Origin of the sequence: Actinoplanes sp. NPDC023936, from assembly GCF_040639325.1 — a bacterium.
In the GTDB taxonomy this organism is placed as follows: Bacteria; Actinomycetota; Actinomycetes; order Mycobacteriales; family Micromonosporaceae; genus Actinoplanes.
On record NZ_JBEZZR010000005.1, the window covers coordinates 224,223 to 245,844 of the forward strand.

Here is a 21,622-nt window from a genome sequence, read left to right on the forward strand (position 1 = left end):
ATCGCGGTGTAGCCCGGGGAGGTGTGGTTTTGCGGGGAGGGCTACTTCCGTACCGCAAGGGGGTTGTTGCGGAAGCGGATCTCGTAGATCGGGCGGTAGCGGTCGTCGAGCAGGGTGATCAGGCTCAGCAGCAGCACGAAGAAGAGCGCGACTGCCGGGTCGAGGTCGCCGCCGCTGCGGGGCAGGAGCCAGTCGGCGAGCCAGACCAGGCCGATGTTGATCAGGGCGCGGGCGGTGAACGCGGTCAGGGCGCTCTCCACGCTGCGGGCGGCGCGGGCCGAGGCGAGGCTGATAGCGGCATTGACCACGACGAATGCCGAGGTGACCAGGATCCGCTGGTCGTTCGTGAAGGTGGCGCTCGGCAGCACCTGGGCATAGATGATCCAGATCAGGCTGACCAGGGCGACCTTCTCCAGGGTGCCGATCGACCACAGCCGGCCGTGCTCGGCGACCCAGCGGTTGCGGTCGGCGACGGTGAGCGTTCCGGCCGGCAGCGGATCGGCGGCGACGTGCCAGGACCAGTCGGGTCGCGGCTGGCGAGGGCGGATCAGGAACCAGTAGACGAGACCGGCGGCGATCAGCGCGGCGACGACCGCCGGGCCGAACCAGGGCACGTCGGCGACCGTGTCGGTGAAGTCGAGCTGGGCGACATGGATCCACCACTCCTGCGGCAGCTTGATGAAGATCCAGATGACGGCGGCCGTGGTGATCCAGCGGTGCAGGGTGACGCGGGCCGGGTTCCAGAACAGGCGGTACGCCTCGTAGGCGATGAAGAAGTACTCGAACGTGTTCGGGAAGACCATCAGCAGCGCGCGGGAGTCGGTCAGCTCGAACGCGACGACGCCGACCAGGCGGTAGAAGTAGAGGAACGTGGCCACTGCGACGGCGGGGCGGCTGGCCCAGTTGCGCATCGTGGAGAGATAGGCGATCGCCAGGTAGTAGACGTCCATCGCCTTGTCGTAGCCCTGGTAGCCGGGCGGGTCGAAGCCGAACGACTGGAAGACGGTCTGGTCGACGGCGTCCAGGATGAGGGCGGCGATGATCGCGGGAAGGGGGTAGCGCGGGATCAGCAGGGGGACGAGGAAACGGGCACCGACGACCAGCAGGAACACGAGTGTCGCGGTTGTGGTCATCGATGCCGCCCTCTCCCCGGGCCTTCATCGAATCAGGTCGGGCGGCGCCGCAGGATCATCCGCTCGGCATGAATGCCGACAGCGGTGTGTCGCGCACGCTGGTGACCGCCCGCGGGGCGGCGGCTGGCGCACGCGATCGGCTCTTGCGTGCGCTGAGCGCCCGCGTGCGGGGGCCGACCGCGCTTCGTGGAAGGGCGTGGACGCAGCGCTGCTCCACCGTTGTCGGCAACGTATTGTCACGCGGCCGGCGATACTGTTGCGCCGATTCGTCAAGCGCTAGTGGAGGTGGTCGATGCTGGGCAGGCGGTTGGCGACGGCGCAGGGCTATACCGTGGGTGACGTGCTGATGATCTCGGCTGAGCCGTTCGACTCGCGGGTCAGCAGGATTTCACCGATGTGGGCGAGCCTCGAATGGCCGTGGGCCGAGCGCGATCCCGAGTCGAAGAATTCGTGGCACGGGACCATGGGTTTCCCGCTGGATCCCGATGATGTGGATTGGCAGAGCACGCCATGGCGGGTGGAGCCGCATCCCTCCGAGATGGGGGAGGGCGATCCGTGCATGATCGGTATTCCGCCGACGCGGGTGCGGGTGACGGCGATCGAGCACTACGACCCACCTGCGGACTATGGGTGGCTGCCGCGGCCGGAGTACGCACTCGTGGTCGTTCCCGTGGACGCGGACGAGGACGGCTATCTCCTCTACCTGAACAGCGGCGAACCGATCGACATCCAGGTCATCGACCGACGTTGAGCCGAGTTCCCACGTCAGCGGCCGCCGACCGCGATGCTGCCGTTGCGGTCGATGTTGCTGCCGATCACGATGCCGTTCCTCTGGACGTTGCTGCCGATTACGATGCCGCGCTGCTGCAGCGTCCCGCTCTGCACAGCGGTGATCCCCGGCGCGTCACAACAGCCTGCCGGCGCTGCCGCCGCCGGTCCCGCCCCGATCGCCGCCGTCACCAGTCCGGCACTCACCACCAGTAATAACCTCATTGCCTCAGCACACCAGAGAACCCTATCGGCCCGCAGGCGATCGGCAGTCAACTGACGGACGGCGTGGCCGCACACCGCGGGAACTCTTGCCGCATGACTGAATTTGATCCCGCCAAGCACACCGTCGTCCCCTCTCGCACCTTCGCCGACCTCTGGGTCGGCGAGGTGTTCAACGCCCCCAGCCGCACCGTGACCGACGCCCACGCCGCCGCGTTCCAGACCGTCTCCGCGGACAACCACCCGATCCACTACGACGCCGTCTACGCCCGCGCGCACGGCCACCCCGCGCCGGTCGTCCACGGCCTGCAGGTGCTGGCGTTCACCGCGCCCGGAGCCACCCTGTTCCCGCAGTACATCGGCGACGTCTTCGTGGCGTTCGCCGGCCTGACCGCCGAGTTCCACAAGGAGGTCAACGCCGGCGACACGCTCTACCCGAGCCTCACGGTGATCGGCCTGGAACCGCAGGACGGCACCGGCATCGTGACCACCCGCGCGACGGTGCACAACCAGCGCGGCGAACTGGTCCTCTCCGGCGAGCACCGGTATGTGCTGAAGCTCTAGCCCTCGGGGGTGTGCGGAAACTGGTGGGGCCTGGGGCGTCCGCGAGGTTACGCAAAGCGCGAATGCTCCGAGATCGCGGAACCACGCCCCGCGCCCGCCCCGCGCCCGCCCCGCGCCCGCCCCGCGCCCGCCCCGCGCCCGCCTCGCGCTCGCGCCAGTGACCGTGACGGTCGAGCGTTCGCGCGGTGCGGCCCGCCCAACGGCCCGCCGCGCCCCCCCCGAGACGCGGCAGCCGAGAAGCCGGAACCTAGCGCAGGCTCGTGAGCACCACCTCGGTCGCCACCGCCCGGCCGAGCGCCAGCCCCGCCCGGTTACTGAAGCCGAAGTGCTGCCCGCCGTAGATCCGCGAGACGCCGGCTTCGGCCGCGGCGGCCGAGAAGCTCGGGTACGCCCGTGCCACCCCACCCGGCGCCGAGTCGGTCGCGTGGCGGAACGTGACGTGGTCGCGGTGGAAGAACGCGGCCAGCACCGTCGCGCCCGCCCCGCTGTAGGAGCTGTGCCCGGAGACGTACTCCGGGCTGCCGCCGGCGCTGCCCGCCCGCGGCGACCACGCCGGGTCCGGGGCGGTCGCGGCGTTGCCGTCGGTGTCGGCTTCGCGGATCGCGGTGGTGGGCCGCCAGTGCCGATAGGCGTACTTGGTGGCGACCGTCGCGACGGTGGTGTCGGCGAGGGCCATGGTGAGCAGCGCGGTCAGCCGGGCCTGCTCGGCCAGCGGCAGGTGCCGGTCGGCGGAGACGGTCAGGGCGATCCGCAGCCATTCGCCGGGCGGCTGGCTGGAACCGGGCGGCAGCGACCAGAACTGGTAGGTCGCGAGGAGCTCGGGCGCCAGCCGGCCGGCGTCACCGAGCACGGCGACCTCGGCGAACGCGTCGGCGTAGGCGCTGCTGGTGAGCGCGGGCGGCGGCCCGGGAGCGTACCGGGCGGGGTCGTCGGCGGCGAACGGGGCGACGTCGCGGTACTGGACGCCGGACCACGCGGCGCGGAAGACCCCGGGACCGCTGCCGGCCGGTTGCGATGCGACAGGGGTGGATCCGTCGCCGGTCCGGGCCGCGACGACCTGCTCGCCGACCCGGTCGCCCCAGGCGGCGCCACGGGTCACGGCGGGCGTGGTGGCGCCGAGTTCGCCGAGGTCGGCGGTGAGCTGTGCGTCGTACCCGGAAGATCGTGCCGGGTCGAGGCGGGTGAGCACGGCGTGGGCCGCGGCGGCGGCGGCTGCCTGCTGGTCAGCGTGGTGCGGGCCGGTGGCGGGGACCAGCCCGGGGGTCCGCTGCCGGGTGATCCCGTTGATCGCGTCGAACACGGCGACGCCGACCATCGCGTACAGCCGGGCCGCGTCGGCGTCGGTGGCCCGGTTGAGGCGGACCGCGTCGACCGCGAGCTCGTTCCAGGTGCGGACGCTGTCGATGTCCGGCCGGGTCGCGGGCACGCCGGTTGCGGGCACGGCGATGAGCCCGGCGTTGAGCACTGTCACGGTGACGACCAGCAGCTTGATCATGGGCTCGGCCCCTCTCTGCGGCGGCGCGTGCGCGTCCCACTCTGCGCCCGGTCGCGGCGGCCGGCGGCGCAACGTCGTTGATCGGACCGCCGAACTACCGGCCGTGAGCGGGGGAGCCGCACCCGCTTCCCGTAATTTCCGGTCCGTCTCCGGAAGTTGTTGACACGACAGTGCCGTCGCCGAATACTCAAGGCATCGACAAGTGTCTGTTTGTCGAGCATCCCGACCCCGGCGCGGGCCGCATCCCCACGCCCTGCGGCGCCGTCCTGTCCACGGTCACCGCCGGTCGCCGCCCGCGCCGGGGTCGCTTCACACATGTCACGTAACACCGGCTTCCTAAGCTGCTGATCATGGATTGGCAGACCGGCCTCACCGGTTTCCTGGCCGGTCTGCTGATCTCCATCGGCACGGCGCCGGTCGGCGTCTCCGGTGCGGTGTTCCTGCTCCCGGTGCAGCTCAGCGTCCTGCACGTGCCCAGCCCCGCGATCACCCCGACCAACCTGCTCTACAACGTGGTCGCCGGCCCCGGCGCCCTGACCAGGTACCGCCGCAACGGCCAGCTCACCGGCCCGCTTGCCCGGCTGCTGCTCGCCGGCACCCTGCCCGGGGTGGTCCTCGGCGCGATCATCCGGGTCTACGCGATCCCCGGCCCTCAGGTGTTCCGCCTGGTCGCCGCCGCCGTGCTGCTCCCGCTCGGCCTGTGGCTCTGCTCCCGGGCGCTGCGCCGGGGCATCCCGGACCGCCCGCCGCTGTCGCGGCCCGCGATCCTCGGCCTGAGCCTGGCCACCGGCGCCGTCGGCGGCATCTACGGCATCGGCGGCGGCTCGATCCTCGGCCCCGTCCTCGCCGGCCGCGGCACCCCGATGAGCCGGATCGCCCCCGCGGCCCTCGCCTCCACGTTCGTCACCTCGATAGCCGGTGCCGCCACCTACGGCGTCCTCGCCCTGGCCGAGGGCGGCGACATCGCCCCGCACTGGCTGCTCGGCCTGCTCTGCGGCGCCGGCGGGCTGGCCGGCGGCTACCTCGGCGCCCGCCTGCAGCCACACCTGCCGGAACGCCTGCTGCGACTGCTGCTCGGCGTCCTGGCCGCCGCACTCGCCGTGCTCTACCTGATCCAGGGCCTCGCCCCGGTTCCACATTGATCGACTGATGTCGCTAAAGTGGCCTGCTCCAGAGACGGGGAGGTCACATGAAGGTGCGGATCATGCGCGGCGGGGTGGCACTGGCCATGGCTGCGGCACTGGCGCTCAGCGGCTGTGCGGGCAACGACACGTCCGGCGGTGACGCGTCCGGCGACACCAAGCCCGCCGAGGCGACCAAGGACCCGGCCGCCGCGCTCGTCGACGCCGCGAACAAGTTGCAGCAGGAGTCGTTCAAAGCCGTCATCAACATGGGCGACCAGGGCACCATGAACGGCGTGATGGACCCGGTGAAGAAGACCGGCGAGTTCATCATGGAGGCCGAGTCCGAGGGCACCGACATCAAGACCGAGATGCGCATCGTCGGCGGGGCGAACTACATCCGGATCACCATGCCCGGCTCCGACATCCCCGGCATGGACGGCAAGACCTGGCGCAAACTCAACGGCGCCGGCGGCACCGGCACCATCGGCGCCTTCGACGCCACCGACACCGTCCGGAGCCTGGAGGCCGCCACCGACGTCACATGGGCCGGCGATGAGACCGTGACCGGCACGATCGACCTGTCCAAGGCCGGCCAGCAGCTGGGCATGGGCGCCGCCGACGTCGAGAAGCTGGGAGCGAAGACCGTCCCGTTCCAAGCCGGCATCGACGATGAGGGCCGCCTGACCCGGTACACGCTGACGATTCCCGCGGTGGGTACCCAGCCCGAGGTCAAGATGGACATGGCCTACTCCGACTTCGGCGTGCCGGTCGACATCAAGGCCCCGGCGGCTTCGGAGATCGTCACCAGCTAGCCATCACCCGGGGCGCCCGTCACGGGTGTTTCAGATCGGTCAGGAGGGCGTCGAGCAGGCGTTCCTCCATGACCGCCCGGCCCCTGCCGGTCATCGCCTCGGACAGGTCGGGATGCCAGGGCCCGGAGGCCGGGGGTGCGCGGTGCGGTGTGACGTGTGCGGACGTCAGGCGCGGAGACTGCCCGTGCCCGGTGACGAGATCTGGGTGTGTGGCTGGTGTTACGCGGTGATCGACGCCGGCATCGGTCCGCGGAACTACGAGCGCCCGGAGAGGCGCTGGGAGCGCGCCGAGATGGACGGCTGGGAGGATCAACCTCGCCATGCGTACGGCTACTTCGGCTCGACGTTGTGCGGGATCGCCGGCGAGGACGTCAGCGCCTCCCCGTACCCGTGGGTTCCCGGATGGGCGACCGCCTGCCCGGCCTGCCGCAGCGCCGCGACCGTCATCGATGATCGCTGGCCACGCGGCAGGCGGCAGCCCCGACCGATCCGGGCCGGCTTCGACCCCGCCGTCGACGACGGACCGCCCTTCTGATCCGGCCCGGTGATCAGACGTGCGCCGGACGGCCGGATCCATCGGCACGCCGCAGGCGTGGCGGGACGCCTGGCGATCAATCCTCGTACGTGACCTCGGGTTCATGACGCACCCGAACCAGGTGACGAAGGAATGTCCGCGTCTCCGGATCCGCCGCGTACACGATCGTGCCGCGCATCCCGCGGGTCAGCAGGACCTTGTAGGTGTTACGGATGAGCTGGTCGACCCGCTCATCACTGACCGCCTTACGGTTGCGGAAATCCGGATCCTTGAACGCGTCACGGTCGGTTACCAGCCGTCCGTCCCGTGCGACGAGGTCAGGCCCGATGATCACGCCGGACCACTCGTATTCGAAGCCCTGCGCCGTGTATACGCAACCGACCTGTCCGAAACCGTTCGGGTCTGTCGCCCAGTACGGGCTTCCCGGCGCATTCCCGACGGTCCGGAGACTGTTCGCGTTCCACGGCCGGGACCACGATCCGAGCTTGACGTCGTCCACGAGCGTCCCGTCAGGACGCGGGTCGCTCCACGGCCAGCAGTAGCCGGCGGTCATCCGGGCCGTCTGCCCGGCGGCCTGCTTGGCGGCGAGAAAGGCTTCCATCTCTTCCGGAGTCTCGGCCAGCCGCAGGTCGAAGCGCCCGTCGCCCTCCCAGACGAAAGGCGTGCCGCCATCCAGACCCAGCAGATTCACGACCCATTCTTCGTACGCCTCACTGCCGCCACACCGGAATTGGTCGTGGAGTGACACGACCTCGACGTTGAGGTTCAGCGACTTGGCGTAGGAGATGATGAGCTCCACGCTTCCCTGTTCGCCGGGCCGCACGACCTGGTGATCGTCGAGCAACAGAACAGGGACCCGCGCTGCGGCCACCAATTCCTCGATCTGCGCCCGGGCATTCTGCCGCTGGTCCTTCTTCGTCCAGCGGTTGACCGATGTCTCCCGGATGCGATGAGCCTCGTCGCAGATGAGAACTTCGATGCCGTTGCGCTCAGCGGTCATGAAGCTGTTGAAGTACTTGAACATGTCCCGTAGCCGCGTGGAGCCCTTCCCAGCGTACTTCCGGAGCGTTTCCGTGAAAGACCGAGAACCGGTCGCGTGAAGCACGGTCCGGCCCTGCCGCGCCAATTCGCCGAGCAGGCTCAACGCGATGACACTCTTGCCGCTGCCAGGACCCCCGGCGACCACCACCACTCTCTTGTGGTCGTCCTGACGAGCCCGTTCAACCGCATGCATCACCAGTTCGTAAGCGACCCGCTGCTCGTCCAGCAGAGTAAAATGCGACCGTTCCTTGAGTTCACGCGCCGCGTAGCTCAGCAAATGCCGGCTCGGACGCACCGCGCTGTCCAGAAACCGATCCGCTGCCGCGGCGCCGGGCTTGCGGGGGTCGAGCGAGGCCTGCAGAAAATCCAGGAATGCGCCCCGGCGCTGCTTGGTGAAGATGCGACTGCGCTCGTCGGCCGACCGCTCGAACAAGCCCGCGACATCCTGGTCGACCGCGTTGTGCAGGTAGGCGGCGCCCCGGATCGCGTTCTGGTGCTCGGACAGGAGACCGAGGAAGTCGACCAGGTATTCGCAGTACTCGGCGACCTGGAGGCCGGGGTGCAGACGCGTGCCCGCCACATGCCTGACGTCGACCAGCCGTTCGTTGCCCTCGTGGAGTTCGGCGGCGGACCATTGTTTGAGCTCGATGACGACGAAGGAGTCCTCGCCGGTCCGCGGGTGAAGGCCCGCCAGCACGGCGTCGATCCGCCGGCTTGTCAGCGGAAGTTTGTACTCGACCAGAACTTCGACGTCGTGCAGCCCTGCGTCGGCGAGATCCTGCGCCAGGACGGACAGGCTCCGCCCCCACGCGTTGCGTTCGGAAGGACTGGGCCCCTGGCCGGTGCTCCGAACGTGTTCGGCGACACGGTCGATGAGCGTTCCTTCGGTGGCGAGGCGGAGCAGAGCAGCCGCAGAAACGCGGAATGCCGACATGGACGGTTGCCCCCGGGCAGCACGAATCGATCGTGCGGATGGGAGGCATATCCAGGTGCAGGAAGCCTGTCGGACCGCTTACTGACAAAGGAGACTGTATCGGCACGATCATCGTGTCGCTACAACGCTGGCCACTCAAGGCCTCCGAACTTCTTCTTCGGAGCATTAGAAGAGCCGCTGGATAGTCCGGGAAAGCCCCGTGAGCCGCTCAGATGTCCACGTCGATTGCACATACGAGAGGGGCGGTGCGTGATCAGCGCACCGCCCCTCGACCGACTGTGTTCCTCTAACGGCGCGATTCCTGCAAGCGCGCCTTGCGGACGTCGTTGAGCTGCATCGCCAGCTGCCCCGCGAACTCGACCCCCGCCATCCGCACCGCCAGCGCCCGCGTCGGATGGGGATGACCGTTCCGGGTCAGCTTCGCCAGCCAGCGCTTCTCCAGCTGCCGCCGCCCCACCATCGCCGCCACCCCGATGCCGATCGCGCCGACCGCCAGAGCGGCCTTGCGCTTGTCAAAAGCCGCCTCGGAACCGCTGTCCGGCGAAGCCCCGCCGGACGCCACCGCGCCCTCGGCGACCAGATACGGCCTCTCCCCGACAGCCAGCTCGACCTGATCGTCCGGCGAATCCTTCGGCGCGGCCACCCAGCCCACCGCCGCCACCGCCGCCACCGTCCCGGCCCGCGCGATGCGCCGCTTCGCCGGCGACAACTCCCGCGCGGCGATCCACGTGCTGCTCAGAACCGCCTGCAAAGCCGCCAACCCCACAGCACGCCCATACGAAGCAGAAGCCATGAACCGACCCTAGCCACACCGGTCAACAAGATCGCGCGATCACCCCACCCGGAGGATCATCGAGCGCATGGACTTCGCGATCATCCCCGAGGCCGCCGTGCCCAGCCCACCGGCCGCGACCGACAAGTTCACCGGCGGCGTGTGGCAGGCCGACATCCTGCCCGCCACCCACCCGGGCGGCATGCGCGGCAACCGTTTCACCTACGCCCCGGGCGCCCGCTCCCACTGGCACATCCACACCGGCGAGCAGGCCCTGATCGTCCTCTCCGGCCGGGGCCTCCTCCAATGGGAAGGCCTCGACGAGCCCAGGGAGCTGGCCCACGGCGACTGGATCCACGTCGAGCCGGGGATCCCGCACTGGCACGGCGCCACCGCCGACAGCACCTTCGTCCATCTGGCGATCACCGCGACCGGCGAGACCCACTGGCTCAACCCCGCCTGAGCAGTCGATCAGCGAGCGCCGCCGGATCCGCCAGCACCGGTCCATCGGAGAAGTCTCCGCGAACCCCGGTCAACCGGCGGTAACCGTCAGGTGCGCCGACATCGCCCGCAAGAAGTCCTCAGCGTCGAAGGCCGCCCCCGCCGACACCACCCCTGCCGCCCGCGTCCGCCCGTCCAGGATCCGCGCGACCGCCTCCACCGCCAGCGGCGCGCTGATCGCGTAGATGTCCGAGCCACTGGCCACGACCCGGCGCTCCACTCCGCCGCGCCGCACCCGGACGTCCACCACGAACGTCTGCGCCGCCACCGCCGACGAGTCACCCGCCGACAGATCAGCCACCGCGTCGGCGTTCATGTAGCAGCGCACCACCGGCACCTCCAGATGACTCGGCACGGTGACCACGTCCGCCATCGAGAACTCCGAGATCACCTTCCGCGGCCCGAACGGCTCCGAGAACTCCCACTCCACCACCGGCAGCTCGTCGTCGTGATACTCCAGCCGTCCACCGGCGAACCGGACCCGCCGCCCACCACGACGCTCGCGCGAGACCGCCCCCGACGCCACGGTTCCCGCTGTCGGATGCCAGCTGCTCAGGCCGTACCCAATATGGATCTCGTCCGCCGCGGAGGAGCCCTCCAGAAGGGCGGTGGCCAGCAGATCCCCGAGCCCGCCGAAGAACGCCATGGCCGGCACCACCACGATCCCCGCCTCCCGGGCCGGCGCGGTGAAGTGGGAGAACGTGTCCACGTTCGCCTCGATCTCGGCGGCCACGTCCACGTAGCCGATCCCGGCCCGCACCGCCGCCGCCACCAGCGGCCCGGCCGTGGCCGCGAACGGCCCGGCACAGTTGATCACCGCAGCCACCCCGCGCAGAGCCCGGTCCAGCGATTCCGGATCCTCCACCGACGCGTCGCGCCGGCCGAGCGGCACCGGCTCGAATCCCCGCGCCACCAGCTCGGCCACCACGAACCGACCGGTATGCCCATACGCCCCGAACACCGCAACCTTCACCATGCCGAGAATTCTGTCGGGGAAGGGAAGACCGGGACAGTGTCCGGAACGACACGACCCATACAATTCCCGACATGAGATCCGTGGCCATCGCCGCCACCGACGGCATGCTGCACTTCGAGCTGGCCATGGCCTACGAGGTGTTCGGCGCCAAACCCGATGCGATCCCCGGCCCGTGGTACGACGTCACCGTCTGCGGCGACCACCCGGTCCGCGCCGGCCGCTTCCACGTCGAACCCGATCGCGGCCTCGACCAGCTCGCCGACGCCGACACGGTGATCGTCCCCGCGGTCGTCGACGTCGAGGCCGAGCTGCCCGCCGGCTTGTTGACGGCGGTCATCGAGGCCGATCGCGCGGGCGCCCGCATCGTCTCCCTCTGCACCGGCGCGTTCGTCCTCGCCGCCGCCGGAATCCTCGACGGTCTGCAGGCCACCACCCATTGGGCGCACACCGCCGAGCTCGCCGCCCGCTACCCGGACGTCACCGTCGACCCCGACGTCCTCTACGTCGACAACGGCCGCGTCCTCACCTCGGCAGGCAAGGCCGCCGCCATGGACCTGTGCCTGCACCTGGTCCGCCGCGACCACGGCCCGGCGATCGCCAACATCGTGGCCCGCCGGCTCGTCGTCCCGCCGCACCGGGCCGGGGGACAGGCCCAATACGTCACCACACCGATCCCCGAGCAGGACGATCACCCGCTGTCCGCACTGCTCCCGTGGGTGATGCAGCGCCTCGACCAGCCACTGACCGTCGAGGACCTGGCCCGGCAGGCGAACATGAGCTCACGCCACCTGATCCGCCACTTCCGCGCCACCACCGGCACCACCCCGCTGCGGTGGCTGCTCACCCAGCGCCTCCGCCGCGCTCAGGAGCTCCTGGAGAACACCGACGACGGCATCGATGTCATCGCCGAGGCGGCCGGCATGGGCACCGCCACCACGCTGCGCCGTCACTTCCAGCGCAGCGTGGGCGTCCCACCGGACACGTATCGACGCACGTTCCGCGCCTGATCACCACTGGGCGCGCACCCGTTCATGCAGCTCGGAGGCCTTGTCGATCAGCTCACCGATGCCGTCCACGGCGGCCGGCAGCGTGATGTAGACGTGGTCCGCGCCCGCCTCGGCCAGCGCCGCCACATCCTCCGCCAGCTGCGCGACATTCCCGGCATAAGGGGGCCGGGGCGACGCCGTCGACGCGGTCAGATCCAGGGTGCTGATCCCTACCGTGCAGCTGATCCCCGCCGGGTCCCGCCCGAACTCCTGCGCCATCGCCCGGAGCCCGGCCAGGGTCTCCTTGACCTGCGCGGGCGTCACCCCGCTGGCCACCCAGCCGTCCGCGCGCCGGGCCACCCGCCGCAGCGCCCGCTCGCTGTTGGCGCCCAGCAGGATCGGGATCTTCCGGGCCGGCTTCGGTCCGATGTCGGCCACCGACACCTCGAACCGGCGCGTCTTGAAACTGACCGGATTCGGTCCCCACACCTCCGCCGCGATGTCCAGGAAGTCATCCAGGGCCCGCCCGCGCTCCGACAACGGAACGGCGCCGACCGCCGCGAACTCGTCCGGCGACCACCCGGAACCCAGCCCCGCGATGACCCGCCCGCCGCTCGCCGCGTCCAAGGTCGCCAGTTCCCGGGCCAGCCGCATCGGCAGATGCAGCGGCACCACCAGAACCCCTGTCGCGAGCTCGATCCGCGATGTCACCGCAGCCGCCGTGGAGAGCGTCACCAGCGCGTCCGCGACCCCGCGATAGCGCTCCGGCCAGGGCAGACCGGGCACGCCGTACAGCCCGTGCGGCCCACTCTGATCCTCCGGAACGAGCATCCGCTCGAACACCCACAGACTGTCGAAACCGATCTCCTCCATCGCCCGAGCCGCGGCGACGACATCCTTACCAGGGACGAAGTGCTGGAATTGGGGCAGACTGACACCGAGTTTGACCATGCATCCAGAATTCCACAAAGGACAACAGCATTGGGTACGCGTCCAAGCGGGCTCCCCGAGAGTCCGCGCGATCCGCTGCCCGCTCACGGCCGTCCGGCGAGCTACGGCGACCGGTGCATGGTCACCCTTTCCGGTCACGCCGTCCCGCCCGCCCGAGCCGTCACCACCCGGCGGCCGCCACCGCCGCGCCTGCCCGCGCGTACCGCTCGGCAAGGTCGTCCGTGACCGGCGCCCGCATCAGCACGAGCTCGTAGAACACCGGCGCGCAAGCGGCCACCAGCACCTCCCGTGCCCCGGCATCCGTCCCGATCTCACCGCGCTCGGCCGCACGGGACACCACCACCCCGGCCCGTGCGAACCGGTCCTCCCAGAACTCCCGCAGCGCCGTCGCGGCCACCGCCGACCGGAACGACGCCGCGATCAGCGCCTGCGCGATCGACGGGCGTTCCGTCAGTGCCGCCACCACCTGCCGGTTCACCTCGGTCAGGTCACCGAGCAGCGTCCCGGTGTCCGGTGGCTCCCACGGCATCTCCCGCGCGGCGTCGAACGCGTCGGCGAGCAGTCCGCCGGTGTCCCGCCACCGCCGGTAGACGGTGGTCCGATGCACTCCCGACCGGGCGGCGACCGCCTCCACGGTCAACCCGTCGAACCCCTTCTCCGGCAGGATCGCCGTGACGGCCTCCAGCACCCGTTCCCGGGTGCGAGCGGTCCGCCCGCCGGGCCGGGCCGCGCCGGAGGAAAGGGGTTGCGCGAAGCTCTCCATGCCTTAATGCTACAGCTGTAGCGTTAACGATCGGAGCTCGGATGACCATCGCACTGCCCGGCCAGGCCCCCTACGCCGTCGCCGGAGACCCCACCGGAACCCTGTGGCTGACCGTCCTGACCCCGCCGGGCCTGGCACACGTCGACCCCGGCGACCCGGAACCCGCCGTCCACCACGAGCCGCTCCCCGAGACCCGGCCGATGCTGCTCAGTGTCACCGCCGACGCCGTCTGGTACACCCGCGCCGACGACCGGCTGGCCCGCCGCGACCCGTCCGGCGCCCACGCCGTCATCGACCTGCCGAAAGGAACCGCCCCCTACGGCATCACCGCCACACCCGGCGGCGACGTCTGGTTCACCGCCCCCGGTACCAACCAGATCGGCCGCCTCTCCGGTGGCGCCGCGATCACCATGGTCGACCTGCCCGTCCCCGACGCCCGCCCGGCCATGCTCACGGTCGACGCCGCCGGCACACCCTGGGCCGCCCTCAACGGCGCCGCCGCCCTGGCCCGCGTCCGCGACGGCGCCGTGGAGATCGTCGAACTCCCCGAGGGCCGCACCCCGCCGGCTCCGGTCGGCATCACCGCGGGAGAAACCGGCATCTGGTACGCCGACATCGCCGGCGGCAGCGTGGGCCGTGTCGAGGAGTCCGGGAAGATCCATCAGTTCCCCTTCGACGACCCGGCCTGCCGTCCGCACGCCGTGGCCGCCGACGCCGACGGCTCCTGCTGGGCCACCCTCTGGGGCTCCGGGGAACTGGCGCACATCACCGCCGGCGGCGACATCACGCTGCACCCGCTGCCCGGCGACGAACCCCATGGCCTCTGGCCCGCCGACACCCACGTGTGGGTGGCGATGGAGAGCGGTGCCCTGGCCGCCGTCGCGAAGAGGTGACCGAAGAATCGGCCGGCGCCCGGCCTCGTACCGCGGTGATAGGGGTGAACCAGTATGCCGCAACGCATTGATGATTATCACTGAATGGCGGCATTGTCAGGGATACCCGTTCCTGACCCCCTCCGGAGGAAGCAATGCTGCTCCGCAAACTCGCCGCGGCCATCGTCGCGGCTCTGGCCGTGCTCGGCGTGCAAGCGGTCACCGCCGCACCCGCCACCGCGGCGCCCCGCATCCTGTACTACGACGCCAGCCAGGCCCAGGAGTTCCGCGCCGTGGTCACCCAGGGCGCACAGATCTGGAACAGCCGCGTCGCCAACGTCCGCCTGGAGCCGGTCCCCGCCGGCCGGACCCCCAACATCCGTGTGTACGCCGACAACGGCTGGCCCCGCGCCTACACGAGCTCACTGGGCAACGGCAGCTGGTACATGGGTCGTCAGGCGGTCAACCAGGGTTACTACCAGCCGCGGATCGCCGCACACGAGTTCGGCCACCTGCTCGGCCTGCCGGACCGCCGCACCGGCCTCTGCGCCGACCTGATGTCCGGCAGCAGCGCGCCGGTCAGCTGCACCAACCCCAACCCGAACGCCCGCGAGGCCACCACCGTCAACAACAACTTCGCCACCGCCGTGACCGCCCGGCCCCAGACGTTCACCTGGGCCGGCGCCGCGGCGTAGCGCCCCCGAGAGGCGGGCGGGATCCCGCCCGCCTGGGGCTTCGTCACCGCCCCGCGGCCAGTGTCCGCCGCACCTCCATCAGTGCGAACCCCAGCAGGTTGAGCCCGCGCCACCGCGCCGGGTCACCGGCCGCCGGGTCGTCACGGGTCAGCCCGATGCCCCAGATCCGGTCCATCGGGCTGGCCTCGACGAGCACCCGCTCCCCGGTACCCAGCAGATAGGCGCGCAGGTCAGCGTGCTGACCGAACTTCGCCAGGTTGCCGGCCACCACGATCGGGACTCGGTGCTCGTTCCACGTCTGCTGATCGAACCCGGCGACCCGCCCGCCGAGCGTCTTGGCCGCCCGCGGATGCGACGCCCCGAGAATCCGCTCGGCCATGGCATCGTCACCGAACAGCACCGCCTTGCGCCACATCATGTAGTGCTCAGCCGTGGCGAACGCGACACCGTCCACGGTGAACGGGGCCGGCGCCCACTGGCTCAGACACCCGGTGCCGACGCTGCCGTCCCGCTCGGGCTGATGCCCCCAGAAGAACAGAAACTTGAGCCGCTCCCCACGAGCCCGAGCAGCGACCAGGCTGGAGACGTCCGAGATCACGATCGACATGGCCGCGAGTGTGCAGCACCGGCCCGCAGAAACGCCGCTGATTTTCCGAACCCGGCCATCCGCACGTAGGTACACCCTCCCGAGGTAACCATCGAGAGGGGACCCATGACAGCTCCGCCGTCGCCGTCGCCGCCGACACCACCACCGCGTTCACCGGCATCGGCCTGGTGGAGGACGGCCGGCAGATCGTCGCGGGCATCCGTGGCCAGAGCTGGGTCGACGGCACCCTCGGCGGGGTCGGCGTCTCCCTCGATGTCCAGCAGCAACGCGCCGGTGAGCATTTCCACCGCCCGCTGAAGGCGCTCGAGGACGAGGCGTACGCGAGCGAGATCCCAGCCCTGGAGCGCTACCGGAGGAACCAGCCGTGACAGCCATCCGCTTCCAGGTGAACGAGGTGTTCGACATCGCGGCGCGCCCCGGCCTCGTCGTCGGCAGCGCCGAGGGTGGCTTCGCCGGCGTGCCCCGCCTGCACGACGAGCTCACCGGGCGTCCGATCACCGTCCTCGGCGTCGACTTCCCCACGCCGCGCACGCTGCGCACCGGCGAGACGATCCTCCTGGTCGACCGCGCCGACGCCGGCTACGCCTCCGCCGGGCGGGTCTGGGTCGGGTGAGAGGTCACCGACACCACATCGGTGCGGCGCTGCCCGAGGTACCAGTCCCCGGCGTCCGCCAGGTCCACGGTCAGCCGCAGAACCCCGGCGCCACCCGGCGGCAGCTCACCGAGGACCTCCCCGCGCGGCGACACCACCATGCTCGGGCAGTGCTGATCGGGATGAGCGACGTTCGACGAGACCACGAACCGCTGGTTCTCGGCCGCCCGGCTGATCAGGTGGCTGCGCCACACCCCCGGCACCTCACGGACGTTCGCCGCGTTCGTCAGGTAGACGAAGGCCTGCGCGCCCGCCGCCGCCAGGTGCTGCCACTGCTCCGGAAACCTGATCTCCCGGCACAACTGAACGGCGACCACCGCGCCCGCCAGCGCCCCGGACGAGCGGGCCAGCCGTTCCACGTCGGCGACGGCATCGGAGATCACCGCGGGGGAGAGGCGGTCCAGGGGCGACAGATCCTCCCCGTACCCGGAAAGCATCCCTTCCGGCAGCACCACCACATCACCGGCGCGCGCCGACCCGACGACCTCCCGCACGCTGCTCAGATTCGCCTCGACATCCCACGACACCGGCACCTGGGCCACCACGAACGTCATCCGCACCCGGCCATCCTGGACGACCGGAGCACCTTTTCAAAAGATCAAGAGCCTTCCTCCGTACGATCAAAGCCCGCGCCCGACCGCAACCGGACCGCCGGGCTGAAGCACCGGTTTGCGGGCCCTTGACAGGATGTCGGGATGGCGAAGATCGTCAGGCGGTTACGGATCCCCCTCGCGGTGCTGGCCGTCATCGTGGCTGCCCTCTGGATCGGCAACACCTCGGCCTTCGTGGACACCGAGGGCCGGCCGCTGCTGATGGCGCACCGTGGCCTCGCACAGACCTTCGACGTCGCCAAGGTGCGGGCCGACACCTGCACCGCTCAGGTGATCCATCCCCCGGCGCACCCCTACCTGGAGAACACCCTCACCTCGATGCGCGCCGCGTTCGACGCCGGCGCCGACGTGGTCGAGTTCGACGTGAAGCTCACCCGCGACAACCAGCTCGCCGTCTTCCACGACGCCACCCTCGAATGCCGCACCGACGGCCGTGGCACGACCGCCGATCACACCATGGACGAGCTGCGCAAACTCGACATCGGGTACGGCTACACCGCGGACGGCGGCGCGACCTACCCGTTCCGTGGCAAGGGCGCCGGCCTGATGCCCACGGCGCCCGAGGTGCTCGCCGCGTTCGGCGACCGCGAGCTGCTCATCCACCTCAAGAACGACGATCCTGCCGACGGCGAGGCCCTCGCCGCGCTGCTCACCGGCCTGCCCGAGCAGCGCCGCCGCCAGCTCACCGTCTACGGCGAGGACCGCGCCGTCGAGGCCTTCGCCGCGAAACTCCCCGAGGTCCGCGCCACGTCCCGGGCCTCGATGGAAAAATGCCTGATCAGGTACGAGGCCACGGGCTGGACCGGCCACGTCCCGGACGCCTGCCGCGACACCCAGCTGCACCTGCCGCAGCGATACGGACGCTGGCTGTGGGGCTGGCCCCACCGTTTCGTCGAGCGCATGGCCGACGCCGGCACCCGCGTCATCCTGACCGCCGACGGCGGCGACTTCTCCGCCGGCTTCGACACCCCCGCCGACCTGAACCAGCTGCCCGACGGCTGGTCCGGCGGCATCTGGACCAACCGCATCGACGTGGCCGCCCCCGCACTGGGCTGATTTCGAACCGCCCTCTCGGTGGGCACGTACACCTGAGCGTCGCCCCCGGATGAAGGGAACGGTCGATGAATCAGGCGGAAGTGCTTGCCGGTCGGCAGCAGCTCGTGGCCCGGACCGCTCAACTGTTGCTCGGTGTCTATCTGCTGGCGCTGCTCGCCGGCGTCGTGGCGGTCCGGTACGACAGGCTTGAGGTCTCTGTGCTCAACGCGCCCTACTTCGTGCTTCCCGCGTTCTGTTTCGCCAAGGCGATCTGGACCGCCACCCGGTTCCGGCGGGCCACCGTGGCTCATGAACGGCGGGAACTCCATCAGAAGAGCGCCGTCGAGACCGCCTTCGGGCTCGTCATCATCGGCAGCTTCCTCTACTACTGGCTGCAGGATCCGGCCGCGTTCTTCACCACGGTCTGATCAGCCTGCGCGGTCAGCGAGCGTCGTGACCGCCGCCGCCGTTTCTGTCGGACCCCGGGTCTAGCATCCGCCGCATGATTGACGACCTGGTCCGGCGGGCCGCCGGGGATGACGACGTCGCGGTGGAGGAGCTGTCCGAGATCGCGGACTCGGCGCCCGCACGCTTGACGCCGCACCACGGGCTCATGCTCGACCACGATCTGTTGTGGCCGGCGAAGCTGTACCGCGCCGCCGACGAGCAGACCGTGCGACGGGTCATCGAGCGGGTCGACGCCGGAGCGGACCGGCTGTCGCTCAACCACCTGCTCCTCGTGCTGGCACACAGCGGCCACCCGCTCGCCGAGCTTGCCCTGCGCCGCTGGGCGAGCCAGCCGCCGCCCGGCGCCGGCGAGCTGCACGTCGGCCCGCTGGACTACGCGCAGGAGGGCGGCTGGACGATCGACGCGGACGGCAGCCGGCGGGAGCTGTGCGGGGACGTCGCCTACGAGTGGCTACTGCGGGCGCCGGCGCCGGGCCGGGCCGGCGACAGCCCGGATCGGAAGACATGCCCGTGGTGCTCGTCGCCGCTGTGGGTGGCCGCCGAGCTCGACTTCGGCAAGCAGGCGGTGGTGACCGCGCTCTGGCACACCGGCTGGTCCGGGCGGCTGGTCGTCGAGACCTGCTACTTCTGCGCGTGCTACGCGACGGTGTTCAGTGAGGTCACGCCGGACGGTGGGGCGAGCTGGTGGCCGGGCAACATCGCACCGGCCTACCTGCCGAAAGACGAGGGGCCCGAGGAGCCGCCGGCGCTGCTCCCGGTGGCCGGTCCGCGGCGGCCGAGTCCGTTCCGGGCCAGCGCCTGGAGCTCGGGCGGGTCGACGCTGGGCGGGCGGCCGGAGTGGATCCAGGACGCCGACCACCCGGGGTGTCCCGGCTGCGGTCAGCGGATGGACTATCTGGGCCTGATCGGCGGGTCCGACATCGATGCCGGGGAGGGCGCCTATTACCTGCACACACATCAGCCGTGCGGGTTCACCGCGGTGAACTACCAGCAGAGCTGACGCTCAGAACGGCCAGCGGGGTTTGTCGGTGATCAGCTTGCGGCAGTCGGCCAGCAGCTGTTCGTCGTCGCTGACCTCGGACGGGCTCACACCGCGATTGGTCAGGTTGTGACGGGTCGGGATCGCCAGTTCGGCCTTCGCGTAACGAGTGGCGTAAGCGCCCATGCCGGTCTCCACCCACAGCCGGGCGATGCGCGGGCGCAGCCGGGGTGTGACCTCCCAGATCGGGCCGAGGCGGCGGGCGCTGCTCGGGTTGCCGGTGATCCGCCACAGGGCGCAGGCGGCGGCCACCCGGATCTCGCCGCTCGTGCGCCTCTTGACCAGGTAGTTGAGCAGGGGAGCGCGGCCGGCGGCGCGGGAGTTGAGCTCGGCGAGGCCGTCGATCGCCGGCACGGCGTGGTCCGGGCGGGTCAGGTACTGGTCGTAAACGGTCGCGGCGGCCTCGGCGTCGCCGGCGACGAACCAGATCGCGCGGGCGGCGGTCAGCGCGACGACCGGGTCCTCGCTGGTCAGGGCGGTGCGGATCTCCGCGGCGCGGGCCGCGGCGGCGCGACCGGTGCGGATCAGGCGATGGAGACCGGTCAGATCGAGCGGCTCCTGCATCAGATAGTCGGCGGCCTCCTGCGGCACGACGGCGATCAGCGCATCGAGCAGCGCCGCACGATACGCAACGGCAGCGGAAGCGGAGGATGCAGCGGAAGCAGCGGAGGTGGAGGCGGTAGCGGAGGCGGAGGACGCAGCGGAGGCGGAGGACGACGGCGGGGACGGCAGGGAACGCAGCAGGCGGCGCAGCGTGCGACCCAGCCCGCGCGCCCGCACCCCGTACCCGGCGATCACCTCGTGCAGGCCGGTCGTCTGCGGTGCGTCGTCCAGCAGGCGCTCCAGCATGGGCAGCACACGCTCGTCGCGCAGCCTCGCCAGGATGTCGACCGCCGGGCTCAGCGCGCCCTGATGAGTCCACGGCTTCGCGCCGGACATCGTCTCCCACACCGCGTCGGCGGCCGGCCGGGCCAGCTCACCGACGCCCTGCAGCAGATGCAGCGCGGCCGCCCGGACCTGCGCGTCCCGGTCGAACAGCAGCTCCGCGGCCCGGTCGATCAGCGGCCGGTACGGTCCGCGCAGCCGCTGCACCAGCGACCGGGCCTCGTAGAGCGCGTCCTGCCGGGCGTCCCACGCGTCCATCGCCAGCATCTCGTGCAGCAGGCCGAGGTGGGCGTCGACGTCGTCGCGGTACGTGGCCCGTACCGCCTGCACCACCTGGTGATAGCCGGGCGTCCACTGCCGGGTCGCCATCCGCGCGCCGGTGAGCAGCGGCGCGGCCATGTCGGCGACCGGCTCCGGCTCCCGGTTCAGACCTTCCCGGTACGCGTCGAGCAGTGTCTCGCGAGCACGGTGCGCGTCGAACGGGACCGGGTTGTACAGCGCCATCAACTCGGTGAGCGCGCTGATCCGTACCCGGAGGTCGTCGTCGGTGTCCGCGACCGAGGCCAGCCAGACCTTGGTCAGCTCGTAACCGCCACCGACCGCGCCGGTGATCACGCTGGTTCGCAGCAGCATGAGGCGCACGCCCGGGTCCGGCTCCTCGGCGAACCGCTCCCACAGGTCACCCGTCGGGTTGGTGATCAGGCGGTAGACGGCACGCAGGGTGTAGGCGGCGGCCTCCCGGACCGACGGATCCTCATCCAGCAGCAGATCACTCAAACCGTCCCATTCCGCCAGCAGTCGCTTGGCGGTCAGGGTCTGCCCGGCCATCTGCCAGGTTCGATCCGCCCCCGCGAGATCACCGACCAGCCGCAGTGTCTCACCGCGCAGCGGCCGCGCCGTGTCGGTCACCAGATCCAGCAGGAACGGCAGCGCCGTCACCACCCACTGACGCACGTCCTCGCCGTCCGGGGCGAGGCGATAGAGGTCGCGCAAGGCCGTCGGCTCGCCGCCGGCCAGGTCGGCAAGCAGACGGGGTACGGCCGATCCGTGCTCGAGTGAGGACCAGTCGATGTCGTGCAAACCCGCGAGCGCCGCCATGCCGTAGATCATGGTGGTCGGCCGTCGCCGGTTGCAATTCCCCATATCGTGCGTATTGCGCGCACCGGGGTTAGTGTCGATCA

25 protein-coding genes are annotated in these 21,622 nt (G+C 70.7%); 14 read left to right on the forward strand and 11 right to left on the reverse strand.

Features of this window, described 5'->3' with window-relative positions; translation table 11 throughout:
* Nucleotides 1-41: 41 nt before the first annotated feature.
* A complete protein-coding gene (locus tag AB0F72_RS09670) occupies nucleotides 42-1,133 on the reverse strand; it encodes a hypothetical protein (RefSeq protein ID WP_360428020.1) in 1,092 nt (363 codons plus the stop codon).
* Nucleotides 1,134-1,425: 292 nt separating this feature from the next.
* Here AB0F72_RS09670 and AB0F72_RS09675 point away from each other — a divergent pair, with 292 nt between their 5' ends.
* Nucleotides 1,426-1,884 (forward strand): hypothetical protein, encoded by a 459-nt coding sequence (locus AB0F72_RS09675; protein WP_360428022.1) that lies wholly within the window; start codon nucleotides 1,426-1,428, stop codon nucleotides 1,882-1,884.
* A gap of 14 nt (nucleotides 1,885-1,898) precedes the next feature.
* Here AB0F72_RS09675 and AB0F72_RS09680 read toward each other — a convergent pair whose 3' ends face one another.
* Nucleotides 1,899-2,177 (reverse strand): hypothetical protein, encoded by a 279-nt coding sequence (locus tag AB0F72_RS09680; protein ID WP_360428025.1) that lies wholly within the window; start codon nucleotides 2,175-2,177, stop codon nucleotides 1,899-1,901.
* Between the two features lie 42 nt (nucleotides 2,178-2,219).
* Here AB0F72_RS09680 and AB0F72_RS09685 point away from each other — a divergent pair, with 42 nt between their 5' ends.
* Nucleotides 2,220-2,687, forward strand: coding sequence for a MaoC family dehydratase (locus AB0F72_RS09685; protein WP_360428028.1), 468 nt, complete (start codon nucleotides 2,220-2,222; stop codon nucleotides 2,685-2,687).
* A gap of 247 nt (nucleotides 2,688-2,934) precedes the next feature.
* Here AB0F72_RS09685 and AB0F72_RS09690 read toward each other — a convergent pair whose 3' ends face one another.
* The gene (locus AB0F72_RS09690; RefSeq protein WP_360428031.1) at nucleotides 2,935-4,182 is read right to left on the reverse strand and encodes a vanadium-dependent haloperoxidase; all 1,248 of its coding nucleotides are present in this window, start codon (nucleotides 4,180-4,182) and stop codon (nucleotides 2,935-2,937) included.
* Nucleotides 4,183-4,532: 350 nt separating this feature from the next.
* Between AB0F72_RS09690 and AB0F72_RS09695 the strand changes: the two genes are divergently transcribed.
* From AB0F72_RS09695 to AB0F72_RS09705, 3 genes are all read left to right on the forward strand, one after another.
* Nucleotides 4,533-5,324 carry a sulfite exporter TauE/SafE family protein gene (locus AB0F72_RS09695; RefSeq protein ID WP_360428034.1) on the forward strand — a complete coding sequence of 264 codons (792 nt, stop codon included), beginning with the start codon at nucleotides 4,533-4,535 and terminating at the stop codon, nucleotides 5,322-5,324.
* Nucleotides 5,325-5,371: 47 nt separating this feature from the next.
* Complete coding sequence (locus tag AB0F72_RS09700; protein WP_360428036.1) at nucleotides 5,372-6,118, forward strand: hypothetical protein; 747 nt, start codon at nucleotides 5,372-5,374, stop codon at nucleotides 6,116-6,118.
* Nucleotides 6,119-6,302: 184 nt separating this feature from the next.
* Complete coding sequence (locus AB0F72_RS09705) at nucleotides 6,303-6,653, forward strand: hypothetical protein (RefSeq protein ID WP_360428039.1); 351 nt, start codon at nucleotides 6,303-6,305, stop codon at nucleotides 6,651-6,653.
* A 76-nt stretch (nucleotides 6,654-6,729) separates the two neighbouring features.
* Here AB0F72_RS09705 and AB0F72_RS09710 read toward each other — a convergent pair whose 3' ends face one another.
* Entirely contained in the window at nucleotides 6,730-8,628 is a 1,899-nt protein-coding gene (locus AB0F72_RS09710; RefSeq protein WP_360428041.1) for a DUF2075 domain-containing protein, read from the reverse strand.
* A gap of 286 nt (nucleotides 8,629-8,914) precedes the next feature.
* Nucleotides 8,915-9,379, reverse strand: coding sequence for a hypothetical protein (locus AB0F72_RS09715; protein ID WP_360428044.1), 465 nt, complete (start codon nucleotides 9,377-9,379; stop codon nucleotides 8,915-8,917).
* Between the two features lie 109 nt (nucleotides 9,380-9,488).
* On the opposite strand from AB0F72_RS09715, the gene AB0F72_RS09720 reads away from it, so the two are divergent.
* The gene (locus tag AB0F72_RS09720; protein WP_360428046.1) at nucleotides 9,489-9,863 is read left to right on the forward strand and encodes a cupin domain-containing protein; all 375 of its coding nucleotides are present in this window, start codon (nucleotides 9,489-9,491) and stop codon (nucleotides 9,861-9,863) included.
* Nucleotides 9,864-9,932: 69 nt separating this feature from the next.
* Here AB0F72_RS09720 and AB0F72_RS09725 read toward each other — a convergent pair whose 3' ends face one another.
* Entirely contained in the window at nucleotides 9,933-10,877 is a 945-nt protein-coding gene (locus tag AB0F72_RS09725; protein ID WP_360428049.1) for a saccharopine dehydrogenase, read from the reverse strand.
* A gap of 71 nt (nucleotides 10,878-10,948) precedes the next feature.
* Here AB0F72_RS09725 and AB0F72_RS09730 point away from each other — a divergent pair, with 71 nt between their 5' ends.
* Entirely contained in the window at nucleotides 10,949-11,884 is a 936-nt protein-coding gene (locus tag AB0F72_RS09730; RefSeq protein WP_360428052.1) for a helix-turn-helix domain-containing protein, read from the forward strand.
* Here AB0F72_RS09730 and AB0F72_RS09735 read toward each other — a convergent pair whose 3' ends face one another.
* A complete protein-coding gene (locus tag AB0F72_RS09735; protein WP_360428055.1) occupies nucleotides 11,885-12,814 on the reverse strand; it encodes a TIGR03619 family F420-dependent LLM class oxidoreductase in 930 nt (309 codons plus the stop codon).
* A 160-nt stretch (nucleotides 12,815-12,974) separates the two neighbouring features.
* Nucleotides 12,975-13,577, reverse strand: coding sequence for a TetR/AcrR family transcriptional regulator (locus AB0F72_RS09740; RefSeq protein ID WP_360428058.1), 603 nt, complete (start codon nucleotides 13,575-13,577; stop codon nucleotides 12,975-12,977).
* Nucleotides 13,578-13,618: 41 nt separating this feature from the next.
* Here AB0F72_RS09740 and AB0F72_RS09745 point away from each other — a divergent pair, with 41 nt between their 5' ends.
* Together AB0F72_RS09745 and AB0F72_RS09750 are read left to right on the forward strand one after the other, a co-directional pair.
* The gene (locus tag AB0F72_RS09745) at nucleotides 13,619-14,470 is read left to right on the forward strand and encodes a hydrolase (protein ID WP_360428060.1); all 852 of its coding nucleotides are present in this window, start codon (nucleotides 13,619-13,621) and stop codon (nucleotides 14,468-14,470) included.
* Between the two features lie 134 nt (nucleotides 14,471-14,604).
* Entirely contained in the window at nucleotides 14,605-15,144 is a 540-nt protein-coding gene (locus AB0F72_RS09750) for a snapalysin family zinc-dependent metalloprotease (protein WP_360428063.1), read from the forward strand.
* A gap of 43 nt (nucleotides 15,145-15,187) precedes the next feature.
* Here AB0F72_RS09750 and AB0F72_RS09755 read toward each other — a convergent pair whose 3' ends face one another.
* A complete protein-coding gene (locus tag AB0F72_RS09755) occupies nucleotides 15,188-15,751 on the reverse strand; it encodes an NADAR family protein (protein WP_360428066.1) in 564 nt (187 codons plus the stop codon).
* A gap of 167 nt (nucleotides 15,752-15,918) precedes the next feature.
* On the opposite strand from AB0F72_RS09755, the gene AB0F72_RS09760 reads away from it, so the two are divergent.
* Nucleotides 15,919-16,119, forward strand: a complete 201-nt coding sequence (locus tag AB0F72_RS09760; RefSeq protein WP_360428069.1) for a hypothetical protein — start codon at nucleotides 15,919-15,921, stop codon at nucleotides 16,117-16,119.
* Nucleotides 16,116-16,364: a hypothetical protein gene (locus AB0F72_RS09765; protein ID WP_360428071.1), complete on the forward strand. Its 249-nt coding sequence runs from the start codon at nucleotides 16,116-16,118 to the stop codon at nucleotides 16,362-16,364. The genes AB0F72_RS09760 and AB0F72_RS09765 overlap by 4 nt, the downstream gene beginning before the upstream one ends.
* Here AB0F72_RS09765 and AB0F72_RS09770 read toward each other — a convergent pair.
* A complete protein-coding gene (locus AB0F72_RS09770; RefSeq protein ID WP_360428371.1) occupies nucleotides 16,331-16,957 on the reverse strand; it encodes a carbon-nitrogen hydrolase family protein in 627 nt (208 codons plus the stop codon). The two genes, AB0F72_RS09765 and AB0F72_RS09770, sit on opposite strands and share 34 nt — an antisense overlap.
* A gap of 141 nt (nucleotides 16,958-17,098) precedes the next feature.
* Here AB0F72_RS09770 and AB0F72_RS09775 point away from each other — a divergent pair, with 141 nt between their 5' ends.
* The 3 genes from AB0F72_RS09775 (at nucleotide 17,099) to AB0F72_RS09785 (ending at nucleotide 19,517) form a co-directional block, all read left to right on the forward strand.
* Nucleotides 17,099-18,070: a glycerophosphodiester phosphodiesterase family protein gene (locus AB0F72_RS09775; protein ID WP_360428074.1), complete on the forward strand. Its 972-nt coding sequence runs from the start codon at nucleotides 17,099-17,101 to the stop codon at nucleotides 18,068-18,070.
* A gap of 65 nt (nucleotides 18,071-18,135) precedes the next feature.
* On the forward strand, nucleotides 18,136-18,477 hold the full coding sequence (locus tag AB0F72_RS09780) for a hypothetical protein (protein ID WP_360428077.1): 342 nt from the start codon (nucleotides 18,136-18,138) through the stop codon (nucleotides 18,475-18,477).
* Nucleotides 18,478-18,551: 74 nt separating this feature from the next.
* Entirely contained in the window at nucleotides 18,552-19,517 is a 966-nt protein-coding gene (locus AB0F72_RS09785; protein WP_360428079.1) for a hypothetical protein, read from the forward strand.
* A 3-nt stretch (nucleotides 19,518-19,520) separates the two neighbouring features.
* Here AB0F72_RS09785 and AB0F72_RS09790 read toward each other — a convergent pair whose 3' ends face one another.
* Nucleotides 19,521-21,539: a hypothetical protein gene (locus AB0F72_RS09790; protein ID WP_360428081.1), complete on the reverse strand. Its 2,019-nt coding sequence runs from the start codon at nucleotides 21,537-21,539 to the stop codon at nucleotides 19,521-19,523.
* Nucleotides 21,540-21,622 lie beyond the last annotated feature (83 nt).

Excerpts from the sequence above, each read along its gene's own strand:
- AB0F72_RS09670 (WP_360428020.1), bottom strand. The coding sequence starts at position 1,133 with ATGACCACAACCGCGACACTCGTGTTCCTGCTGGTCGTCGGTGCCCGT.
- AB0F72_RS09675 (WP_360428022.1), top strand. The coding sequence starts at position 1,426 with ATGCTGGGCAGGCGGTTGGCGACGGCGCAGGGCTATACCGTGGGTGAC.
- AB0F72_RS09685 (WP_360428028.1), top strand. The coding sequence starts at position 2,220 with ATGACTGAATTTGATCCCGCCAAGCACACCGTCGTCCCCTCTCGCACC.
- AB0F72_RS09690 (WP_360428031.1), bottom strand. The coding sequence starts at position 4,182 with ATGATCAAGCTGCTGGTCGTCACCGTGACAGTGCTCAACGCCGGGCTC.
- AB0F72_RS09695 (WP_360428034.1), top strand. The coding sequence starts at position 4,533 with ATGGATTGGCAGACCGGCCTCACCGGTTTCCTGGCCGGTCTGCTGATC.
- AB0F72_RS09700 (WP_360428036.1), top strand. The coding sequence starts at position 5,372 with ATGAAGGTGCGGATCATGCGCGGCGGGGTGGCACTGGCCATGGCTGCG.
- AB0F72_RS09710 (WP_360428041.1), bottom strand. The coding sequence starts at position 8,628 with ATGTCGGCATTCCGCGTTTCTGCGGCTGCTCTGCTCCGCCTCGCCACC.
- AB0F72_RS09720 (WP_360428046.1), top strand. The coding sequence starts at position 9,489 with ATGGACTTCGCGATCATCCCCGAGGCCGCCGTGCCCAGCCCACCGGCC.
- AB0F72_RS09725 (WP_360428049.1), bottom strand. The coding sequence starts at position 10,877 with ATGGTGAAGGTTGCGGTGTTCGGGGCGTATGGGCATACCGGTCGGTTC.
- AB0F72_RS09730 (WP_360428052.1), top strand. The coding sequence starts at position 10,949 with ATGAGATCCGTGGCCATCGCCGCCACCGACGGCATGCTGCACTTCGAG.
- AB0F72_RS09735 (WP_360428055.1), bottom strand. The coding sequence starts at position 12,814 with ATGGTCAAACTCGGTGTCAGTCTGCCCCAATTCCAGCACTTCGTCCCT.
- AB0F72_RS09740 (WP_360428058.1), bottom strand. The coding sequence starts at position 13,577 with ATGGAGAGCTTCGCGCAACCCCTTTCCTCCGGCGCGGCCCGGCCCGGC.
- AB0F72_RS09745 (WP_360428060.1), top strand. The coding sequence starts at position 13,619 with ATGACCATCGCACTGCCCGGCCAGGCCCCCTACGCCGTCGCCGGAGAC.
- AB0F72_RS09750 (WP_360428063.1), top strand. The coding sequence starts at position 14,605 with ATGCTGCTCCGCAAACTCGCCGCGGCCATCGTCGCGGCTCTGGCCGTG.
- AB0F72_RS09755 (WP_360428066.1), bottom strand. The coding sequence starts at position 15,751 with ATGTCGATCGTGATCTCGGACGTCTCCAGCCTGGTCGCTGCTCGGGCT.
- AB0F72_RS09770 (WP_360428371.1), bottom strand. The coding sequence starts at position 16,957 with ATGACGTTCGTGGTGGCCCAGGTGCCGGTGTCGTGGGATGTCGAGGCG.
- AB0F72_RS09775 (WP_360428074.1), top strand. The coding sequence starts at position 17,099 with ATGGCGAAGATCGTCAGGCGGTTACGGATCCCCCTCGCGGTGCTGGCC.
- AB0F72_RS09780 (WP_360428077.1), top strand. The coding sequence starts at position 18,136 with ATGAATCAGGCGGAAGTGCTTGCCGGTCGGCAGCAGCTCGTGGCCCGG.
- AB0F72_RS09785 (WP_360428079.1), top strand. The coding sequence starts at position 18,552 with ATGATTGACGACCTGGTCCGGCGGGCCGCCGGGGATGACGACGTCGCG.
- AB0F72_RS09790 (WP_360428081.1), bottom strand. The coding sequence starts at position 21,539 with ATGGCGGCGCTCGCGGGTTTGCACGACATCGACTGGTCCTCACTCGAG.